Annotated in this window: 8 protein-coding genes; 5 read left to right on the top strand and 3 right to left on the bottom strand. The window is 34.9% G+C overall.

The window, feature by feature from the left end; translation table 11 throughout:
- Nucleotides 1-402 precede the first annotated feature (402 nt).
- The 4 genes from ACODSB_RS19245 (at nt 403) to ACODSB_RS19230 (ending at nt 10,632) form a co-directional block, all read left to right on the top strand.
- Nucleotides 403-3,426 carry a SusC/RagA family TonB-linked outer membrane protein gene (locus ACODSB_RS19245; RefSeq protein WP_488938222.1) on the top strand — a complete coding sequence of 1,008 codons (3,024 nt, stop codon included), beginning with the start codon at nt 403-405 and terminating at the stop codon, nt 3,424-3,426.
- Between the two features lie 33 nt (nt 3,427-3,459).
- Nucleotides 3,460-4,989, top strand: coding sequence for a RagB/SusD family nutrient uptake outer membrane protein (locus tag ACODSB_RS19240; protein WP_488938221.1), 1,530 nt, complete (start codon nt 3,460-3,462; stop codon nt 4,987-4,989).
- Nucleotides 4,990-5,124: 135 nt separating this feature from the next.
- Entirely contained in the window at nt 5,125-8,118 is a 2,994-nt protein-coding gene (locus tag ACODSB_RS19235) for a discoidin domain-containing protein (protein ID WP_488938220.1), read from the top strand.
- Between the two features lie 174 nt (nt 8,119-8,292).
- Nucleotides 8,293-10,632: a glycoside hydrolase family 95 protein gene (locus tag ACODSB_RS19230; protein ID WP_488938219.1), complete on the top strand. Its 2,340-nt coding sequence runs from the start codon at nt 8,293-8,295 to the stop codon at nt 10,630-10,632.
- A 728-nt stretch (nt 10,633-11,360) separates the two neighbouring features.
- On the opposite strand, the gene ACODSB_RS19225 is transcribed toward ACODSB_RS19230, so the two are convergent.
- The 3 genes from ACODSB_RS19225 to ACODSB_RS19215 all read right to left on the bottom strand — a co-directional run bounded on the left by ACODSB_RS19225 (nt 11,361) and on the right by ACODSB_RS19215 (nt 17,134).
- The gene (locus ACODSB_RS19225; RefSeq protein ID WP_488938218.1) at nt 11,361-14,669 is read right to left on the bottom strand and encodes a DUF5107 domain-containing protein; all 3,309 of its coding nucleotides are present in this window, start codon (nt 14,667-14,669) and stop codon (nt 11,361-11,363) included.
- 18 nt (nt 14,670-14,687) lie between these two features.
- Nucleotides 14,688-16,097, bottom strand: a complete 1,410-nt coding sequence (locus ACODSB_RS19220; RefSeq protein ID WP_488938217.1) for a sugar porter family MFS transporter — start codon at nt 16,095-16,097, stop codon at nt 14,688-14,690.
- 128 nt (nt 16,098-16,225) lie between these two features.
- The gene (locus tag ACODSB_RS19215; protein WP_488938216.1) at nt 16,226-17,134 is read right to left on the bottom strand and encodes an AraC family transcriptional regulator; all 909 of its coding nucleotides are present in this window, start codon (nt 17,132-17,134) and stop codon (nt 16,226-16,228) included.
- Between the two features lie 136 nt (nt 17,135-17,270).
- Here ACODSB_RS19215 and ACODSB_RS19210 point away from each other — a divergent pair, with 136 nt between their 5' ends.
- A complete protein-coding gene (locus ACODSB_RS19210) occupies nt 17,271-18,302 on the top strand; it encodes an aldose epimerase family protein (RefSeq protein WP_488938215.1) in 1,032 nt (343 codons plus the stop codon).
- The last annotated feature ends 106 nt before the right edge of the window (nt 18,303-18,408 follow it).

Raw genomic sequence — 18,408 nt, 5'->3', positions numbered from 1 at the left:
TTTTTGTATAGACGCACAGCAGTGCGTTTTTTTTATTCGTATTTGGTGTGAAATATCTTAAAAATGTCCAAAATTATTTCTTTGATTTTGCAGGTAAATTATACCTGTTTTCTTTGTTTTAGATTACAACACTCTTCAGTTTTGTCTGAGATTTCTTTAAATTAATTATTCCTTTATTTTCTTTTTCCTTTTTAAAGCTTGGTATTTCTGTTAAAGCCGAAATAAATCATCAAAAAAAATATCAAATTCTTAAAACATAAATTTGGATGTAATGAAAATATTTGTATGTTTGTAATGTTGTAGTATAGTATAGTATAAGTCAATTCGTTTTCTCGTATTTTAATGCTCAATAAAAAGAATAAAACTAACTCACTAATTTATTAACTAAAAAACCAAATTATTATGAGAATTGCAATAAGATACTTATGCTTCTTAGTAGTTATGATGTGTGCCGGTACACTTTACTCCCAAACCATAACCGGTAAAGTTACAGACAATGAAAATTTACCATTGCCAGGCGCCACAATTCTGGTAAAAGGTACACCGAACTCTACAGTAACAGACATAGATGGCAGTTATAAATTGTCAAACGTAAAATCCGGCTCAACTTTAGAGTTCAAGTTTATAGGATTTAATCCGCAGACGGTTATTGCTAATAAATCTGAAATTAATGTCTCTTTAACTCCGAGTCCACAGGAATTAAATGAGATAGTAGTAGTAGGAGCTTCAGTAAAAAGAGGAGATCTTACCGGAGCGGTAGGAAACGTAAAAGGAGAAAAACTGCTGGAAACACCAACAGCAAACGCAGTGCAGGCATTGCAAGGACGTGCAGCGGGTGTTTATGTACAGCAAAATACAACTCCGGGTTCAAGCGGTAGTATTAAAATTAGAGGAAACAACTCGATCCAATTTGGTACAAATCCAATATTTGTAGTAGATGGTCTTATTATTGACGGCGGTTTTGAATCGATAAACCCTAATGATATTGCGAATATTGATATCTTAAAAGATGCTTCTTCAACAGCTATTTATGGTGCAAGAGGAGCAAATGGAGTTGTGGTAATTACAACTAAAAAAGGATCAAAAGGAGAAGGAAAAATAAACTTTGATACCTGGGTTGGAATGTCTGAGTTTAGCAAGACGCTTCCGTTAATGAACGGACAGCAATTGTTTGATCTTAGAGTTGATGCATTTGCAAATCAATATATGGATCAAAACCCAAATGCTGATCGTGCTGCTTATATCAATCAGATTAAATCAGACGGATCTACAGTATTTGCCCCATACGAATTAGAATCTTACAGAACAGGAAAAAGCTACAATTGGTTAGACGAAGTAGCAAGAACAGGAATGCAGACTAATTACAATCTTTCTTTTTCGGGAGGAGGAGATAAAGGTTCTTATTTTGTGAGTTTCAATTACGCAGATCAGGATGGGCTTTTAGAAAAATCTTCTTTCAAAAGATATAACGGAAAAATCAATTTGACGCAGGACGTTAAAAAATGGCTTCAAATAGGTACAAGTACTACTTTTTCACGCAGTGAAGCAAGTTATATCGAAGGAAGTGCTTTCGGAAATGCATTAGGCGCTAATCCACTATTGCCTATTGATCCAGATGCTACTTATTTGAAATACGGAGACGTATTGAACGCAGATGCTTACAATCCAATTAAAAGTTTAACAATTGATAATGTAAGTTCTAAAAACCGTTTAATGTCAAGTAATTATGTAAACATTAAACCTGCAGACGGATTAAACTTAAGAACTACTTTTTCTGTAGATATTACTGATCAGGCTAACTTTTCGTACCAGCCAATGGATACGGGACAATCTATTAGAAATTCTGCAAACGGAGATGCTAATCATTACAGATACAGTGAATTGAATTACCAATGGGATAATACTATCACATACAATAAATCAATAGGAAAACACGATTTTAGTGCACTTGGAGCTTTTTCTATGCAGAAAAATTCAAACAATTACACGCAAGTTGATGCAAGAGGTTTTTCATCAGATGATTTTACTTATATGTACTTAAATGGAGCGTCTCAAAAACAAGATTTTTCATTAGGATCAGATTTTGTTACAACGACCTTAATGTCTTACACAGGAAGATTAAATTATTCGTATGATAAAAAATACTTTGCAACTGTTACAACACGTTTAGATGGTTCTTCTCGTTTTGGACCTAATAATAAATGGGGAACTTTTCCATCTGTAGCTTTAGGCTGGGATATTTCCAAAGAGTTTTTAGAATCTGTAGAAAGTATTAAATTATTAAAACTTCGCGGAAGTTATGGTATTGCAGGAAACCAAAATATACCAAACTATGCTTATGTAAGTAAATATAGACCAGTTTATACAAATGGAAGTGTTGTTTATAAACCAAGCGATTATTTAGGAAATCCTGACTTACAATGGGAAAGACAAAAACAATTTGATTTTGGTTTAGACTTTGCAACTTCAGATAACAGATTCTCTATGACTGTGGATTATTTTGATATCAAAAATGACAACCTGTTAATGGTAAAAAGTGTAACTAGTTTAAGTGGGTTTACGACTGGAATAGACAACGTAGGTACGATGGTAAACAAAGGAGTTGAATTTAGTGCCAATTATAAAATCTTAAAAAATAATAATCTTAACTGGGATGTTTCAGGAAACATTTCATCTGCCAAAAATAAAATTACCAAGTTATACGGAGAAACTACAGCAATCTACAATACAGGAGGTTATACCGGAGTTGAAATTCAAAGAACAGGAAATTTATTCGTAGGTAAATCTGTTAATTCTATTTATGTATTTGAGTTTGATAAAATTGCTCAGGCATCAGATATGACAGAAATAAGCAAAATCAATTTTGGAGGAAGAACAGTTAAACCGGGAGATATTGTTCCAGTAGACAGAAACAAAGACGGAAAAATTGATGATAACGACCGTTATGTAGTTGGAAACACAGATCCTGATTTTTACGGAGGTTTTGCAACTGATTTTAGCTACAAAGGTTTTGGATTAAATGCTGTTTTTGCTTACTCTATTGGAGGAAGAAGAATCAGTTCTGCTTATGAAAGTTTTATGAGTTCTGGTGGAATGAGTGCTGCTCATACTGATTTATTAGATCGTTGGACACCAGAACATACGGACACAAATGTACCAAGAGCTTATTATGGTGGAGGAAGATTTAACAGTTATGAGACATCATTGGCAATTCAAAATTCTTCGTTCTTACGTTTAAATGCATTGACATTATCATACAACTTTCCTAATTCAATTTTGGAGAAAGCATATCTTCAAAATCTAAGACTTTATGTTACCGGATCTAATTTATTTACGATCACAAAATACAAAGGTTACGATCCAGAAGGAGGAGATAGTTATCCTAACTCAAGAATGTTTGTTTTAGGTTTAAATGTTTCACTTTAAAAATAATTTTCGACAATAATTAAAAATATAATTATGAAAGTAAAAATTTTAACGGCAATGGCATCTATAATGCTTTTTGCTTCCTGCTCAGATTTCTTAGATCAGGACCCAAATACTGCTCTTACTGAAGAACAGACTTATTCAAAAATGGATAATATTGAACCTCTTGTTTTAGGAATGTATTCTTCATGGAGAAATGTACAAAAAGACAGAGGAGGACTAATGTTTCAATTAGGAACAGATGAAACGCAGCAAGGAGCATTTCAGGTAATGACAACTCCGGGACAAGCAGGATTAGATTACTATAATGGTTTTCTTTCTCAGGAAAATACAGCTTTGGCTGAACAATGGGATTCACGCTGGTTAGTTTTACAAAGCGCTGGTCAGGCAATATATGCCTTGAACAACAATACAGAAGCTGATACAGCCCGTAGAAATATATTACTGGGAGAAGCTAGTTTTATAAGAGCTAGTTTAATGTTTGAGCTTTCACAATACTGGGGAGAAATTCCAATTTTGGATCAGGCACGTACTCAGGAATTAGGATATGGAAGACAGCCATTGCCAGATGTATATACATACATTGTCAACGACCTTAAAGTAGCCGAAGCAAATTTGCCAGCTACACAATCAAATAAAGCTCTGCCAGTAAAATATCTTGCTCAGGCATTATTAGGGAAAGTATTTTTATACGCTCCTGTAGCTTCTGGCGCACGTGATTACACTCAGGCAAAAGAATGGTTAGGAAAAGTTATCTCTTCAGGAAAATACAGCTTGTTAGCAAATTATGCAGATGTTTTTAGCCCTGATCATGCTAACTCTACAGAGTCACTTTATGAATTTCAGTTCAACAATACCTGGCCTGATAACAACCAAATTCAATGGCAGACAGGATCAAGAGCTATCGCAAATTTAGATCAGTATGCTTATTTTGGAGGATATGATTTATTAGTTCCAACACAATATTGCTATAAAGATAAATCAGCTGGCGGTATTTGGGAACCAGGTGATAAACGTAAAGATGCAAGTATTCGTTACGATTTTACTTATAGAGGAATTACACCAACAATTCCGGCAGGTTTTGGAGGAGATGAATTAGATCCGCACGTAAAAAAATACGAAGATGTTCGTGTAGACGGAAGACAATCATTTTGGAATTCTGGGAAAAACAAACCATACATTCGTTATGCTGATGTATTGTTGTGCTACGCAGAATGTTTAAACGAATTAGGAAGTACTACAGATGCTGAAGGATATGTAAACCAAGTTCGTACCCGTGCTTTTGGAGGAACACTTCCGGCGGGAATGAACTGGACTGGACTTTCTCAGGCAGATTTCAGAGACCGAATTTTAGATGAGCGTATGCGTGAATTAGCATTTGAAGGCTGGAGAAGAATGGACCTTATTCGTACAGGAAAATTGGTACAGTATGTAAAAGCTCGTAATAAATGGGCAGCTGAAAGCGGAACAATAGCCGAGTTTCATAACAGATACCCAATTTCTCTAAAAGAAATTCAGCTTAATGATGATATAAACCCGGAAGATCAAAATCCTGGTTATTAATATCTTTTAAAATAGTTTTTATCGTTTGGTTGTGTGATTTTTTGGTTAATAATCACAGTTTTTGATTTGTAATGCCATTTTGGGTATAGGTAATAAAACAGTCCTGAGAATTCTGTTAGAAAAACTTATTCCAAAATGGCATTCTTATTTTTAGTTACAATTTTTCATCATTCAAATAACAATATGAAATTCAATACAATTCAGGTTTATATCACTTTATTTGTTTTAAATGCCTTATCGTTCCATTTTTATGCCCAGAATAAAGTAAGTCTGAACTCTTCAGACATTGTCTGGAAACTAAAACCACAGGCAGAATTAGGAAAAGACAGCCTTAAAATAACTGCTGCAGATTATTCAGGTAAAGACTGGGTAAAAGCAGTAGTTCCGGGTACGGTTTTTAATTCTTATGTAGTAAGCGGTTTAGAAAAAGACCCCAACTTTGGCGACAATATTTATCAGGTAGATAAATCAAAATATGACCGAAGCTTTTGGTATCGTTCAGAATTTAGTGTTCCCGAAAATTTTACCAAAGAAATAATCTGGTTAAACTTTGAAGGAATTAATCGTGAAGGGGATATTTACCTTAACGGAAAAAAACTAGCCACTCTTAGCGGAATGATGCAGCGCGGTAAATTTGATATTACAAAATTAGTGCACCGCAAAGCAAAAAATGTGCTGACGATTTTAGTAAGTATTCCAAAACAGCCTTTAAACAATTACGGAAGCCCAACATATATTTCAAGCGCCGGTTGGGACTGGATGCCGTATGTTCCGGGATTAAACTCAGGAATTACAGATGATGTTTTTTTAAGCAATACAGATAAAGTAACCATTGCAGATCCTTGGGTTCATACGAATCTGCCAACAAATGCACGTGCAGATTTAGATGTAAAAGTAGACCTTAAAAATTCATCAGCACAAAATCAGGAAGGAGTTTTAACTGGTGTAATTATGCCCGGAAATATTACTTTTTCTAAAAAAATAAGTCTTGATGCAGATGCTGTTACAAGTATAAAATTAAGCACAGAACAATTTCCTGAACTTTCTATTCAAAACCCTAAATTATGGTGGCCAAATGGTTATGGAGATCCTAATTTATATACGTGCCAATTCACTTTTAAAATTGGAGATGTAGTTTCTGATTCCCAAAAAATAACCTTCGGAATCAAAAAGTATACTTACGATACAGAAGGCAGTGTTTTGCACATTTCGATTAACGGAAAACGTGTTTTTCTAAAAGGAGGAAATTGGGGAATGAGTGAGTATATGCTTCGCTGCAGAGGTGAAGAATACGATTTGAAAGTCAAACTTCACAAGGAAATGAATTACAATATTATTCGTAACTGGTTAGGTTCAACAACGGATGATGAATTTTACCAGGCTTGCGATAAATACGGAATTATGGTTTGGGATGATTTTTGGCTAAATGCAAATCCAAACCTTCCTTTAGATATTCACGTTTTTAACAGCAATGTAATTGAGAAAATAAAACGAGTTCGAAACCACGCGAGTATCGCAATCTGGTGCGGTAATAATGAAGGTTTACCGCAGCCTCCGCTCAACGGATGGATTGCCGAAAATATCAAAACTTTTGACAACAACGACCGTTATTATCAGCCTTGTTCTAATACAGGAAACTTAAGCGGCAGCGGACTTTGGGGCAATAAAGATCCAAGGTTTTATTTTACAAAATACCCTGAACCTTACGTAGGGACTGGAGACGGCCCAAGCTGGGGTTTAAGATCAGAAATTGGCACAGCCGTTTTCCCAAATATAGAAAGTTTCAAAAAGTTTATTCCGGAAAAAGACTGGTGGCCAAGAAACGATATGTGGGACAAACATTTCTTCGGACAAAAAGCTTTTAATGCTTCTCCCGATAATTATGATAAAAGCATAACAGAACGTTACGGCAAACCAAATAATCTGGAAGAATACACCAGAAAAGCCCAATTATTAAATATCGAAACCAACAAAGCCATGTATGAAGGTTGGTTAGATCATATGTGGGAAGACGCTTCGGGAATAATGATCTGGATGAGTCAGTCCTCATATCCAAGTATGGTTTGGCAGACTTACGATTATTACTATGATTTAACAGGAGCGTATTGGGGCGTAAAATCGGCCTGTGAGCCTATGCATATTCAGTGGAGCCCAGTAAATAATTCGGTTAAAGTAATCAATACGACCGGAACGGATTTCAAGAATTTAACTGCCGAAGCCACGGTTTATAATTTAGATGGAAAATCGGTAGCGAAGTTCAATCAAAATGCCATTGTAGATTCTTATTCCAATACAGCAACAGAAAGTTTCGTAATTCCGTTTTATTACAATCAGAAAGATTTAGCTTTTCAAAAAAATGTTACCGCATCATCGACAGATGGAGGAAACCCAAAAGATATTACAGACGGTGATTCAAATACCCGCTGGGCAAGTAAATCAACAGATGATGAATGGATTTATGTAGATCTTGAAAATGAATATATCATTAACCGCATAGTTTTAAACTGGGAAAATGCATTCGGAAAAGAATATAAAATTCAAATAAGTACAGATGCAAAAAACTGGACAGATGTAAGTACGATTAAAGATGGAAAACAAGGACTTCAGAATATTTCGTTTGACGAAACCAAAGGGCGTTATGTTAGAATGCTGGGAATAAAACGCGGTTCTGGCTGGGGATATTCCTTGTATGATTTCAAAGTTTTTGGAGCTGAAACAAATGCCGATACTTCGAGTTTGAGTCCGGTACATTTCATCCGATTAAAATTAAAAGATGCTCAGAATAAAATACTAAGTGAGAATTTTTATTGGAGAGGTTCTAATATGAAAGATTTCACAGATTTGAATAAATTGCCAAAAGCAAACGTAAATGTTTCCAGTAAAGTGGTAAAACAAAACGGGAAGTATATTATTAAATCGAAGATTTCAAGCCCTTTAGGAATTGCATTCGGAATTCAGATACAAGCAGTAAATGAAAAATCCGGAACTCAAATATTACCCGCAATTGTAAGTGACAGCTACTTTACTTTGCTAAAAGGAGAAAGCAAAGAAGTCACCATAGAATTTGAAGAATCAGCTTTAAAAAATGGAGAAAAACCAGTTATAAAAGCGATTCCTTATAATAAATAATCAATTTCAAATCCTGCAAGGTTTCCAAAACCTTGTAGGTATAATTTAAAGGCTAAAAGATTCTCATAGTAAACCTGACAGGTTTAATCGAAACGGAGAAAAAAATATACAAGTTCTCATAAATTAAAAAAATCATTCTAATCTTTTTAATCTGTGGCAAAAAACAAAAACAACATGAATATCAAAAAAATAAAAGCATTACTATTTATACTAATCCCCATTTTAGGTTATTCGCAAAATAATCCATTGGAATTATGGTATAAAAAACCGGCCTCTCAATGGGAAGAAACATTACCCTTAGGAAACGGACGTTTAGGAATTATGCCCGACGGCGGTGTTACAACCGAAAAACTGGTTTTAAACGATATTACCCTTTGGAGCGGATCACCACAAGATGCCAACAATTACAAAGCATTTTCATTTTTACCTCAAATAAGAGAATTGCTTTTAGCAGATAAAAATGGTGAAGCCGAGAAATTGATCAATGAGAATTTTGTGTGTACAGGCCCTGGATCAGGAAGCGGAGATGGTGCAAATGTACAATTTGGATGTTATCAGGTTTTAGGAAACATGACCCTGAAATTTGATTATAAAACCAAATCGGAAGCCACAAATTACAGCCGAAATCTAAACATACAAACTGCAACCTCAGCCACACAATTTAATATTGACGGAGTTATTTACAAACGTGAATATTTTGCAGGTTTTGGTGATGATGCTCTTTTTGTAAAACTGACTTCAAGTAAAAAAGGAAAACTAAATTTCATCGTACAGTTAGACCGATCAGAACATTTTAAAACAGCAAATGAAAATGACAATTCTCTTGTTATGACAGGGCAGCTCAACAATGGAATTGATGGAAAAGGAATGAAATATAAAGCCAAAGTAAAAGCTAAAACAACTGACGGAAGCGCTTTATATACTAATAATTCAATTGAAATAAAAAATGCAACCGAAGTTGTACTTTATATATCCGCAGGAACAGATTTTAAAGATAAAAGTTTTGAATCTTCTGTAGATAAAATTTTAGATACAGCAATTCAAAAGAAATATCTGGATCAGAAGAAAACCCACATTCAGAATTATCAGAAACTATTCAATCGTGTGGCTTTAAATTTTGGAAAATCAGATAAAAAAATATTGCCTACAAATGAAGGTTTAGATGCTTTTTTAAAAGAACCAGATTCAGATACCGAACTTCCGGTTTTGTTTTATCAATACGGGCGATATTTAAGCATCAGCAGCACAAGAGTTGGATTATTACCTCCAAATTTACAGGGATTATGGGCGCATCAGGTTCAGACACCATGGAACGGAGATTATCATCTTGATGTAAATGTTCAGATGAATCATTGGGCACTGGAAACGGGAAATCTTTCAGAATTAAATCTTCCGTTAAAAGATTTAGTGAAAGGAATGGTTCCTTACGGAGAAAAAACAGCCAAAGCGTATTACAATGCCGATGGCTGGGTTGCGCACGTAATTACAAATGTCTGGGGATTTACAGAACCAGGCGAAAGTGCTTCATGGGGAATTGCAAAAGCAGGTTCAGGTTGGTTATGCAACAATTTATGGAATCATTATTTGTATACAAACGATCAAAATTATCTTGCCGAAATCTATCCAATTATAAAAGGAGCAGCTCAGTTTTATAACAGCATGCTGGTAAAAGATCCGGTAACGGGCTGGCTGGTAACTTCACCGTCAGTTTCTCCAGAGAATTCATTTTTCTTGCCAAATGGCCAAGATGCTCACGTTTGTATGGGACCGACAATTGATAACCAAATTGTTCGTGAATTATTTAATGATGTAATCACAGCTTCTCAAAAACTGGGAATCGATAAAGATTTAAGATCTGATCTTGAAAAAAGATTAAAATTATTACCGCCGCCGGGAGTTATTAGTCCAGATGGAAGAATTCAGGAATGGCTAAAACCATATAAAGAACCAGATGCACAACATCGCCACATTTCTCATTTATACGGATTATATCCTGCCTCTTTAATAACTCCGGAAAGCACACCGGAACTTGCCGAAGCGGCGAAGAAAACACTTGAAGTTAGAGGCGATGATGGCCCAAGCTGGTCAATTGCTTATAAAATGCTTTTTTGGTCTCGTTTGAAAGACGGAAACAGAGCGTATAAATTATTAAAAACAATTTTGAGACCAACGCTTGCTACGAATATTAATTATGGAGCAGGGGGAGGAGTTTATCCAAACTTACTTTCGGCTGGGCCGCCATTTCAAATTGATGGCAATTTTGGAGCCACAGCAGGAATTGGTGAAATGCTGATTCAAAGCCACGCCGGATTTATTGAATTATTGCCTGCTATGCCAGATGCTTGGTTAAAGGAAGGTGAAGTAAAAGGGCTTAAAGCTGAAGGAAATTTTACAGTAAATATAAAATGGGAAAAAGGAAAAGTAACGAAATATGAAATATTATCTCCTGTGCCAGCAAAAGTAAAAGTTAAAATAAATGGAGAATTGAAAGAGATTATATCTTCCAAATTATAGAGCATGATTCCTGCAAGGTTTTCAAAACCTTGTAGGTATTAAATTGTAAAAGGAAATAAAAAACTAAACCTACAAGGTTTTGAAAACCTTGCAGGAATCAGAAATATCAATAAAAAGATATTCAAATCAAGTTCTAAATTAATTGCCTCCAGCTTTAGCTGGAGGTTTAAAAGAGTCTATTAAGCAAAGGGCTTTAGCCAAAACACTATAATTTTGGCTAAAGCCCTATTTGAATCTAACTTCAATAACCTCCAGCTAAAGCTGGAGGCAATTAAAAATAAGTTTTGGCTAAAGCCTTTTTTAAATTAATTCTTCTAGCCTCCAATTAAAGCTGAAAGCAATGGTAAAACTTATACTAAGGCTTTTATTCATCAATCGGATATTGATAATGGTGGGGTTTTAGAATTTAGTATGGGATCAAAACCGAATAAAAAATGGGGAATTAAATTAGAGGATAGACCAGTTAATTAGATATTATTGCCCACGGGTTTTGCGGGTTGAATGGATTATCGCAGATTTTAATTTTATTATTGCATGCATTCTTATCGCCTTCACGGAGTTCCTGCAAGGTTTCCAAAACCTTGTAGGTTTATAATATTCATTTTTTTACGTCTCTAAAATTTATACCTACAAGGTTTTGGAAACCTTGCAGGATTAAAACCACAAGCCCCGACAGGTTTTTAAAACTTGTCGGGGCTACTACTTAAACTTAAATTACCAATACTAACTTAAACAAAAACTGATTCCTCATTTTTCAATAAGGACAAATGTATCGTAACGCCTGAATGGCTTTTTTCTTCATCCAGAACTGTTTCAAAAGTTTGTTCTGCTTCTGTTTTTTTATCAAGACCCAGAAGTCCTAATCCCTGCATATACAAACAGTGAATTTTATTTCGTTTATCTAAATCATCTTCCCAAATCATAAGATCTGGAAGTGAAACTGCAAAATAATCGATCGTAATCGAATCGTTTACATGCTTTTGAGCATAAGCAACTAACTTTTCAAAACGTTTACCAGCTTCGGCAGTATTATTTAATTTTAGGAAAGCTAAACCTTGATAGAAAATTTTGTCCGGCTGTTGATCGTTATAGAAAATAGCGGCCGTTGGTTCATCTAATCCTTGGGTTGCTTTTTGCCACCAGTTTTGAGCTTCTTTCAAATCATTTTTCTTTTCGTAAGCAACACCAAGCCAGTAATGAATATCATTTTCCTGTGCGCCCGGAAGTTTTCCTTCACCTAAATTATCAGGATAAATTTGCGCCTGTTCCAAAAGCTCTATAGCTTCGTTATAATTTCCTTGAGAGATTTGCTGTTTTGCAATTTCTGTTAAAGAAATAAGATATTGTCCGCTCACTTTTCCTTCGCCGCCTTCCCACGGATGGAAAATTCGGTTTTGCAATAAGGTTAAGGCTTTATCATGTTTTCCTAAAAGATTATAAATAGCGGCTCTTTCTAAATAAACATCATCACGCTGAATTACCAATTCTAAATGTTTTTCTAAGAAAGCAAGTCTGAAAACCAAATCCCTATTCAAACGTTTGTACAATTGGTCTAATTCCATCAGGATTCTTGAATCTTGTAAATCCAATGAAAAAGCTTTTTCTAAACTCGAAAGCGCTTTTTGTTCATCGCCCAATTTGTTGTAATATGCCAATGATAAATTACGATGTACCGTAGGGAAACTATTGTCTATCGCAACAGATTGTTCCCAGCAGGAAATAGCATCATCATAAAACTTCGCAGCGTACCAAAAGTTGCCTAAATAATACAACGCTTTTGCATCTTTGGTTTGTTTGTCAATTACATTTTGAAGCACCAACGCAGCTTCAACCTGATTTGGGAAACAATAATCTGGTTTTGCCTCTGAAGCCATTTTGAAACATTTTTCGGCTTGACCGAAATCATTTAATTTTTCATAAAAAGAACCTGCAAAATACCACGCCATTGGGTATGTATTTTCATCTTTCAAACCTTCATTTAATAATCCGGCAGCTTCCTTATAAAAACCTGCTGCGTTATAATCTAAAGCATATTCAATGTAAGTATGAATGTTGTTTCGGATAAGCGAATTAAAATAGCTAAGGTCTTTTTTGTCATTGGTTAAAAGATATTTCTCATAAAGCAATCCAAAATTAAATGAATCGTTTTCTAAATAAGTATTGGCAAGCTGAAGCGCTTTTTCTTTTTGATTTAATTTTCTAAGAAGAGCCACTTTTAAATGCAATGCTTTATGATCTTCGGTATTTTTAGAAATTGCTTTTTTAATATGCGTTAATGCCAAATCATAATCACCTTTTATTGCGTCAAGCTGTGCTACATAAAAATAGCCCTGATTTTGCCAGGCTGCATTCCATGTCGATTTGTAAAAAGCGCTGTAAGCATCTTCATTTTTATTTTGATATTTAAGACATAATCCTAAATTGAAATAAGCTTCGCCTTCATACGGATTTGGATTTCGCTGTGTCAATGTTTTTATCGCTGCTCTAAAATAAGATTCCGCTTCTGCAAATTTTGCTCGGCGCATCAGCCATAATCCCATTGCATTGTTCGAACGAATATCGCCAGAATCACGTTTTATAGCTTCTTCATAATACGGAATCGGGCTGTAAGTAGCGTGTCTGTATTGTTCTAAATGCTGAGCCGTTAGAAACAATTGTTCGTTATTTTCGATATCTTCCGGCGCAAGCGCAGGTTTTGAAGCTTCTGGAATTTCGTCTTCGTTTTGACCTTCATAATTCCAATCTACCAAAACTTTATTATCAGCATCGGTTACGGCAATTGATAATCCTTCTAAACCAAAATCAAAATCAATTGTTTCTTCAAATGAATTGTATGGCGATGCATCATAGTGTTTTTGTAATATAACAACATTATTATTCTTTAAAGTAATAGTAGCTTTAGGATAAACGCCCGTTGTATACGCTTTAATGACTAATTTATCATCAATACTTTCTAAATTAACCATCGCATTTTTGGTCGCATTTTTCACAATACCCAAATCACGATATGGCATAAAATATTGTGTAAAATCCTTTTGTTCGCCTGGCATAATCCACGTAAAATCCGGCTGATTATCGGTATAAACACCACACATTAATTCGATATACGGGCCATCTTCATCCGTAAGGTTACGATCCCACGCACGACCGAAATCACCGTGTCCCCAAGTCCATTGTTTTTTTCCGGGAGAAACATGATGATTCGCTACGTGCAATAATCCGCCTTTTGAATCATTTTCGTATCCGCCCACAAAATTATATTTCGAAGCAATAGCCATATAAGATGTAGGAACCGGAATATTTTTATAGCGGGAAATATCAGTTCCCGGCGAATAATCGACTTTATAATAGGTTCCTTTTGCAATTGGGAAAGAAGAAACATCGCGTTTGCCATGATCAAAAACAGCATTTACGTCTGGTGGAAAAACCGATTGATAATCGTCGTTTACTTTAACAGCCGGATTTGCCCACCATAAAAATGTCTGCGGAAAAGATGTTCTGTTATATAACTGCGCTTTGATTTCCAAATAAGCTTTATCAGGATATAATCGGAAACCCGCCATACCTTTGGTTCTAAACATACGTTCGACTTCGCTGCACCAAACTGTTGCGCTTCCGTCTTCGTGTTCTTCAATCGTAAAATCAACAGGATCAAAAGTCGTTGGTCTGTGGTGCTGTGGCCAGTTGAACTCGATTCCGCCAGAAATCCATGGGCCAGTAAGTCCAACCAATGCCGGTTTTACAACCTGATTATAATACACAAAATGGCGATTTTTAGTTTTATCGTATGCCATATGAACTCGTCCGCCAAGTTCAGGCAAAATCATTATTTTAATAAATTCATTTTCAAGATAAACAGCCTGATATTCTTTGTTCGTTTTTTCGTCTGCTATTTTTTCAATAACCGGATATGGGTATACAGATCCGTTACTTCCCTGATACACTCTTTTCTCAATAAATACAGGATTTTTTTCAGGTTTGCCCACCTCATAAGTTGGCAGGATTATTTTTTCCTTCCAAACATTTACTTTTTGCATGATGTAATGAAATTTAGATTATTGAATATTCTTCGATTGACGATCAGAAACCATTAGTTCCTCAATCTCTTCAAGACTTTTGTTTTTAGTTTCAGGAAGTTTTCTGAAAACAAATACAAATCCTAAGGCGCAGATAATACCATACACCCAGAAAGTTCCTGAGGTGCCCAGGTATTCGTTAAAAATTGGAAATGTCTGCACCAATAAGGCAGAAGCAATCCAGAGCGCAAATGTGGCAATAGACATCGCAACACCTCTGATTCGGTTAGGGAAAATTTCAGATAAAATAACCCAGGTAATTGGTGCAAGTGACATTGCGTAAATTGAAATAGCTAATAAAACCAGTAATAATAAAGGAAAACCGGTAACATTGGTATAATAAAAATAGCCTAATAAAGCATAAATTATCGCCAATGCAGCAGAGCCAAAAAGCATTAATTTTTTACGTCCAATTTTATCTACAGTTCCCATAGCAACCAAAGTAAAAACTAAGTTGATGCTTCCGGTAATCACAATATTCATAAACAAATCGTTGATGCTGTAACCAGCCGAAACAAAGATTTCCTGAGCGTAATTAAAAATAATATTAATACCGCACCATTGCTGAAAAGCCGCCAGAACAATACCAATTGTCAATATAGGTAAAGCCTTTTTGTCAAGCAGCATTTTGAAATCGGTTTTCTCTGTTTCGTCTGTAAAAGTTTCTTTGATTTTTGTGATAGCTTCTTTTCCGTAAGCTAATCCGCCAATTTTGGTAAGTGTTGCTTCTGCTGTATCGTTTTTCCCTTTTTTAGCCAGATATCTAGGGCTTTCGGGAATTAAAAACATTAAAAGAAAGAATAAAACTGCCGGGAAAAATCCTGCCCAAAACATCCATCTCCAGCCCGTTTGTCCGTTCCATGAAGCCAAAATTTGAGCGTGAGTATAACCAGCAGGAATAACTTCTGTAATCAGCATATTGGTAATTTGTGCGGCAAGAATTCCTATAACTACAGTAAGCTGGTTTATTGATACAAAAAGCCCGCGGGTTTCCTGAGGCGCAATTTCTGCGATATATAAAGGTGATATTGTAGAGGCAATCCCAATTCCGATTCCTCCAATAATTCGCCAGATAATAAATATGGTAAAAGTTTCTGAAGCTCCCGTGCCAATTGCACATAAGGAGAATAATACGGCGGCAACAATTAACATAGGACGTCTTCCGTAAGTATCTGCCAGTTTTCCTGCAACTGCAGCGCCTGCTACACAGCCAACAAGGGCACTGCTCATTGCCCAGCCCTGAAGAGCCGGAGAATCTGAAATGCCAAAATAAATTTCGTAAAATGGTTTTGCACCACCTATTACAACCCAGTCGTAGCCAAAGAGTAAACCACCCAATGCTGCAACAAGGCTAATCGATAGTAAAAAGGTATAATTATAATTTTTCATAAAAAGGGTTTAATAGCTTTTGTAAAATTAGCGGAATAGAAACCTTTGATTTATGGATATTTTTTTTGAATAGATGGATTATAATCTGATTTTTTGATGCGCTGTATTAAAATACGAAAACCATTGCGTTACTGTTTGTATTCTGTACGATATTGTATAGGCGAAGTGCTCATTATTTTTTTAAACAAACGGGAGAAATACAACGGATCATTAAAGCCCAGATTAAAACTGATTTCTTTTATGCTCATCGTAGTGAAACTGAGATACTGACAGGCTTTCTGCATTTTTAAATAATTAAAATAATGTATGGGAGAATAGCCCGTCTGTTTTTTAAATAAGGTAAAAAAATGAGACGATGAATAATTAAAATAAGCAGCAACATCATTGATTTTTAACGAAAGATTGAGATGTTTTTTCATGTAGTCAATTGCGGATTCAATAGTATTATCCTCTGAAAATTTTCGGTTCTTCTGAATGAAAAATTTCTCATATAAAAAAGCATTCAACAATTGCCATAATGAAAGATTGGCAAATTCAAGATTACTCGCGCTGTAACCGTCTTCCATAACATCGAGTATGTTTTCAAAAAGTTCAATACGTCTTTCTTCAAGCGAAAGCTGCGGTGCGGAATCCGGAAATTCCGTTATGAATTTATCGTAAAAATGAGGTGCCTGCGGTCCAGTAAAATGAATCCAGAAAATACTCCACGGGTTTTGTTTTAAAGCATAATAATCATGCGCAACTTCTGGAGGTATAATATAAAAGGTATTCGCTTTGAGCGTTATGGTTTTGTTTTCTTTACTAATAATGCCTTCACCTTTATAACAATATATCAGGATGTATTGCTTACTTCCGTGTTTTCGTTTCATGGAATGATGACTTGCATTGGGGAAAACTCCAATATCTGTAAAATACAAACTCGCAATAAGAGGATTCTTTTTGATGTTGGAAAGAATGTTTTTAGGAATCACAATCATGCGCTGTCCCAAGAAACCTTCTTTAACTTTTGTTTTTTCTTTTTGAGATGAATTTTTCATTTTCAGGATTGTCTTTTCCAAATATCGTAATTTAATCCATGCTTTTAAAAAAAATGTCCATTTTGAGAAGAATAATCAAAAGTACATTTGAAACACTATTATAACCTTAGTGTTTTCAATCTTTTTTTAAAACAATATGAATCCTTTAATTACAATTGCATATGAGCCTTTTGGCTGGTATGCAGAAAAAGAAATTTTTAAATTTACACTTACAAATGTTCACGGAAATTATGTTGAACTGCTTAATTATGGAGCCATAGTAAAATCCATAGTAGTTCCGGATAGAAGCGGGAAAAAAGAAAATGTAGTTTTAGGATTTCCAACTTTAGAGGGTTACATAAAAGATAAATCTTATATAGGAGCAACGGTTGGACGTTTTGCCAACCGAATCAATAATGCGGAATTTTCTATTGAAAATAAAACCTATTATTTAGATAAAAATGATGGAAAGAACAATAATCACAGTGGTTCAGCCGGATTTAACAGTAAGGTTTTTGATTTTAGTATAAAAGAAGATGCTGTAATTTTTACTTTGGAAAATGAAAACGGCGACGGCGGTTTTCCCGGAAATTTAAAAACGAAAGTGATTTATAAATGGACGGATAAAAATGAACTGAAAATTGAATTTTTGGCTGTAGCCGATGAACCAACTCCAATAAACCTTACGAATCATTCTTATTTTAATTTATCGGCTTGTGCTGAAAAAATACAAAATCATTATCTCAATATTCAGGCTGACAAAATAGTTGAAAGTACAGAAGATTATATTCCGACAGGAAGAATTATACCTGCAGAAAATTGTTCTTTTTATCATTATAAATTAGGAGATGTTATGAAAGACGGCGGTCTGAATACGTATTATATTTTTAATGGAAATAATGTTGATGAAAATTCGGTTTGTGAATTATTCGAAGAAATATCAGGAAGAATAATGCGTGTATTTACTTCTTATCCTGGCTTACAATTGTATACAGGAGATTATTTAAACAGCGTCGAAATTGGGGAACATTCTAAGTTTTATGAACCTTTTGACGGACTTTGTTTAGAATGTCAATATTATCCGGATAGCCCTAATCATGCACATTTTTCTAATACAATATTCAAAGCAGAGCAGGTTTATAATGAAACGATTACTTATGCTTTTGATGTTGTAATTCTTGAGAATTAAAATATATATGCCACAGATTATAGAGATTAAAATGGATTTTTTTTTTGCCACGAATTACACAAATTTCCACTAATTATAATTCGTGCTAATTCGTGGAATTCGTGGC

It is taken from the genome of Flavobacterium sp. FG68, from assembly GCF_057808895.1.
This window is presented reverse-complemented; position numbering and strand designations above follow the sequence as displayed.

Coding starts and splice junctions, on each gene's coding strand:
- ACODSB_RS19245 (WP_488938222.1), top strand. CDS start 403: ATGAGAATTGCAATAAGATACTTATGCTTCTTAGTAGTTATGATGTGT.
- ACODSB_RS19240 (WP_488938221.1), top strand. CDS start 3,460: ATGAAAGTAAAAATTTTAACGGCAATGGCATCTATAATGCTTTTTGCT.
- ACODSB_RS19235 (WP_488938220.1), top strand. CDS start 5,125: ATGGCATTCTTATTTTTAGTTACAATTTTTCATCATTCAAATAACAAT.
- ACODSB_RS19230 (WP_488938219.1), top strand. CDS start 8,293: ATGAATATCAAAAAAATAAAAGCATTACTATTTATACTAATCCCCATT.
- ACODSB_RS19225 (WP_488938218.1), bottom strand. CDS start 14,669: ATGCAAAAAGTAAATGTTTGGAAGGAAAAAATAATCCTGCCAACTTAT.
- ACODSB_RS19220 (WP_488938217.1), bottom strand. CDS start 16,097: ATGAAAAATTATAATTATACCTTTTTACTATCGATTAGCCTTGTTGCA.
- ACODSB_RS19215 (WP_488938216.1), bottom strand. CDS start 17,134: ATGAAAAATTCATCTCAAAAAGAAAAAACAAAAGTTAAAGAAGGTTTC.
- ACODSB_RS19210 (WP_488938215.1), top strand. CDS start 17,271: ATGAATCCTTTAATTACAATTGCATATGAGCCTTTTGGCTGGTATGCA.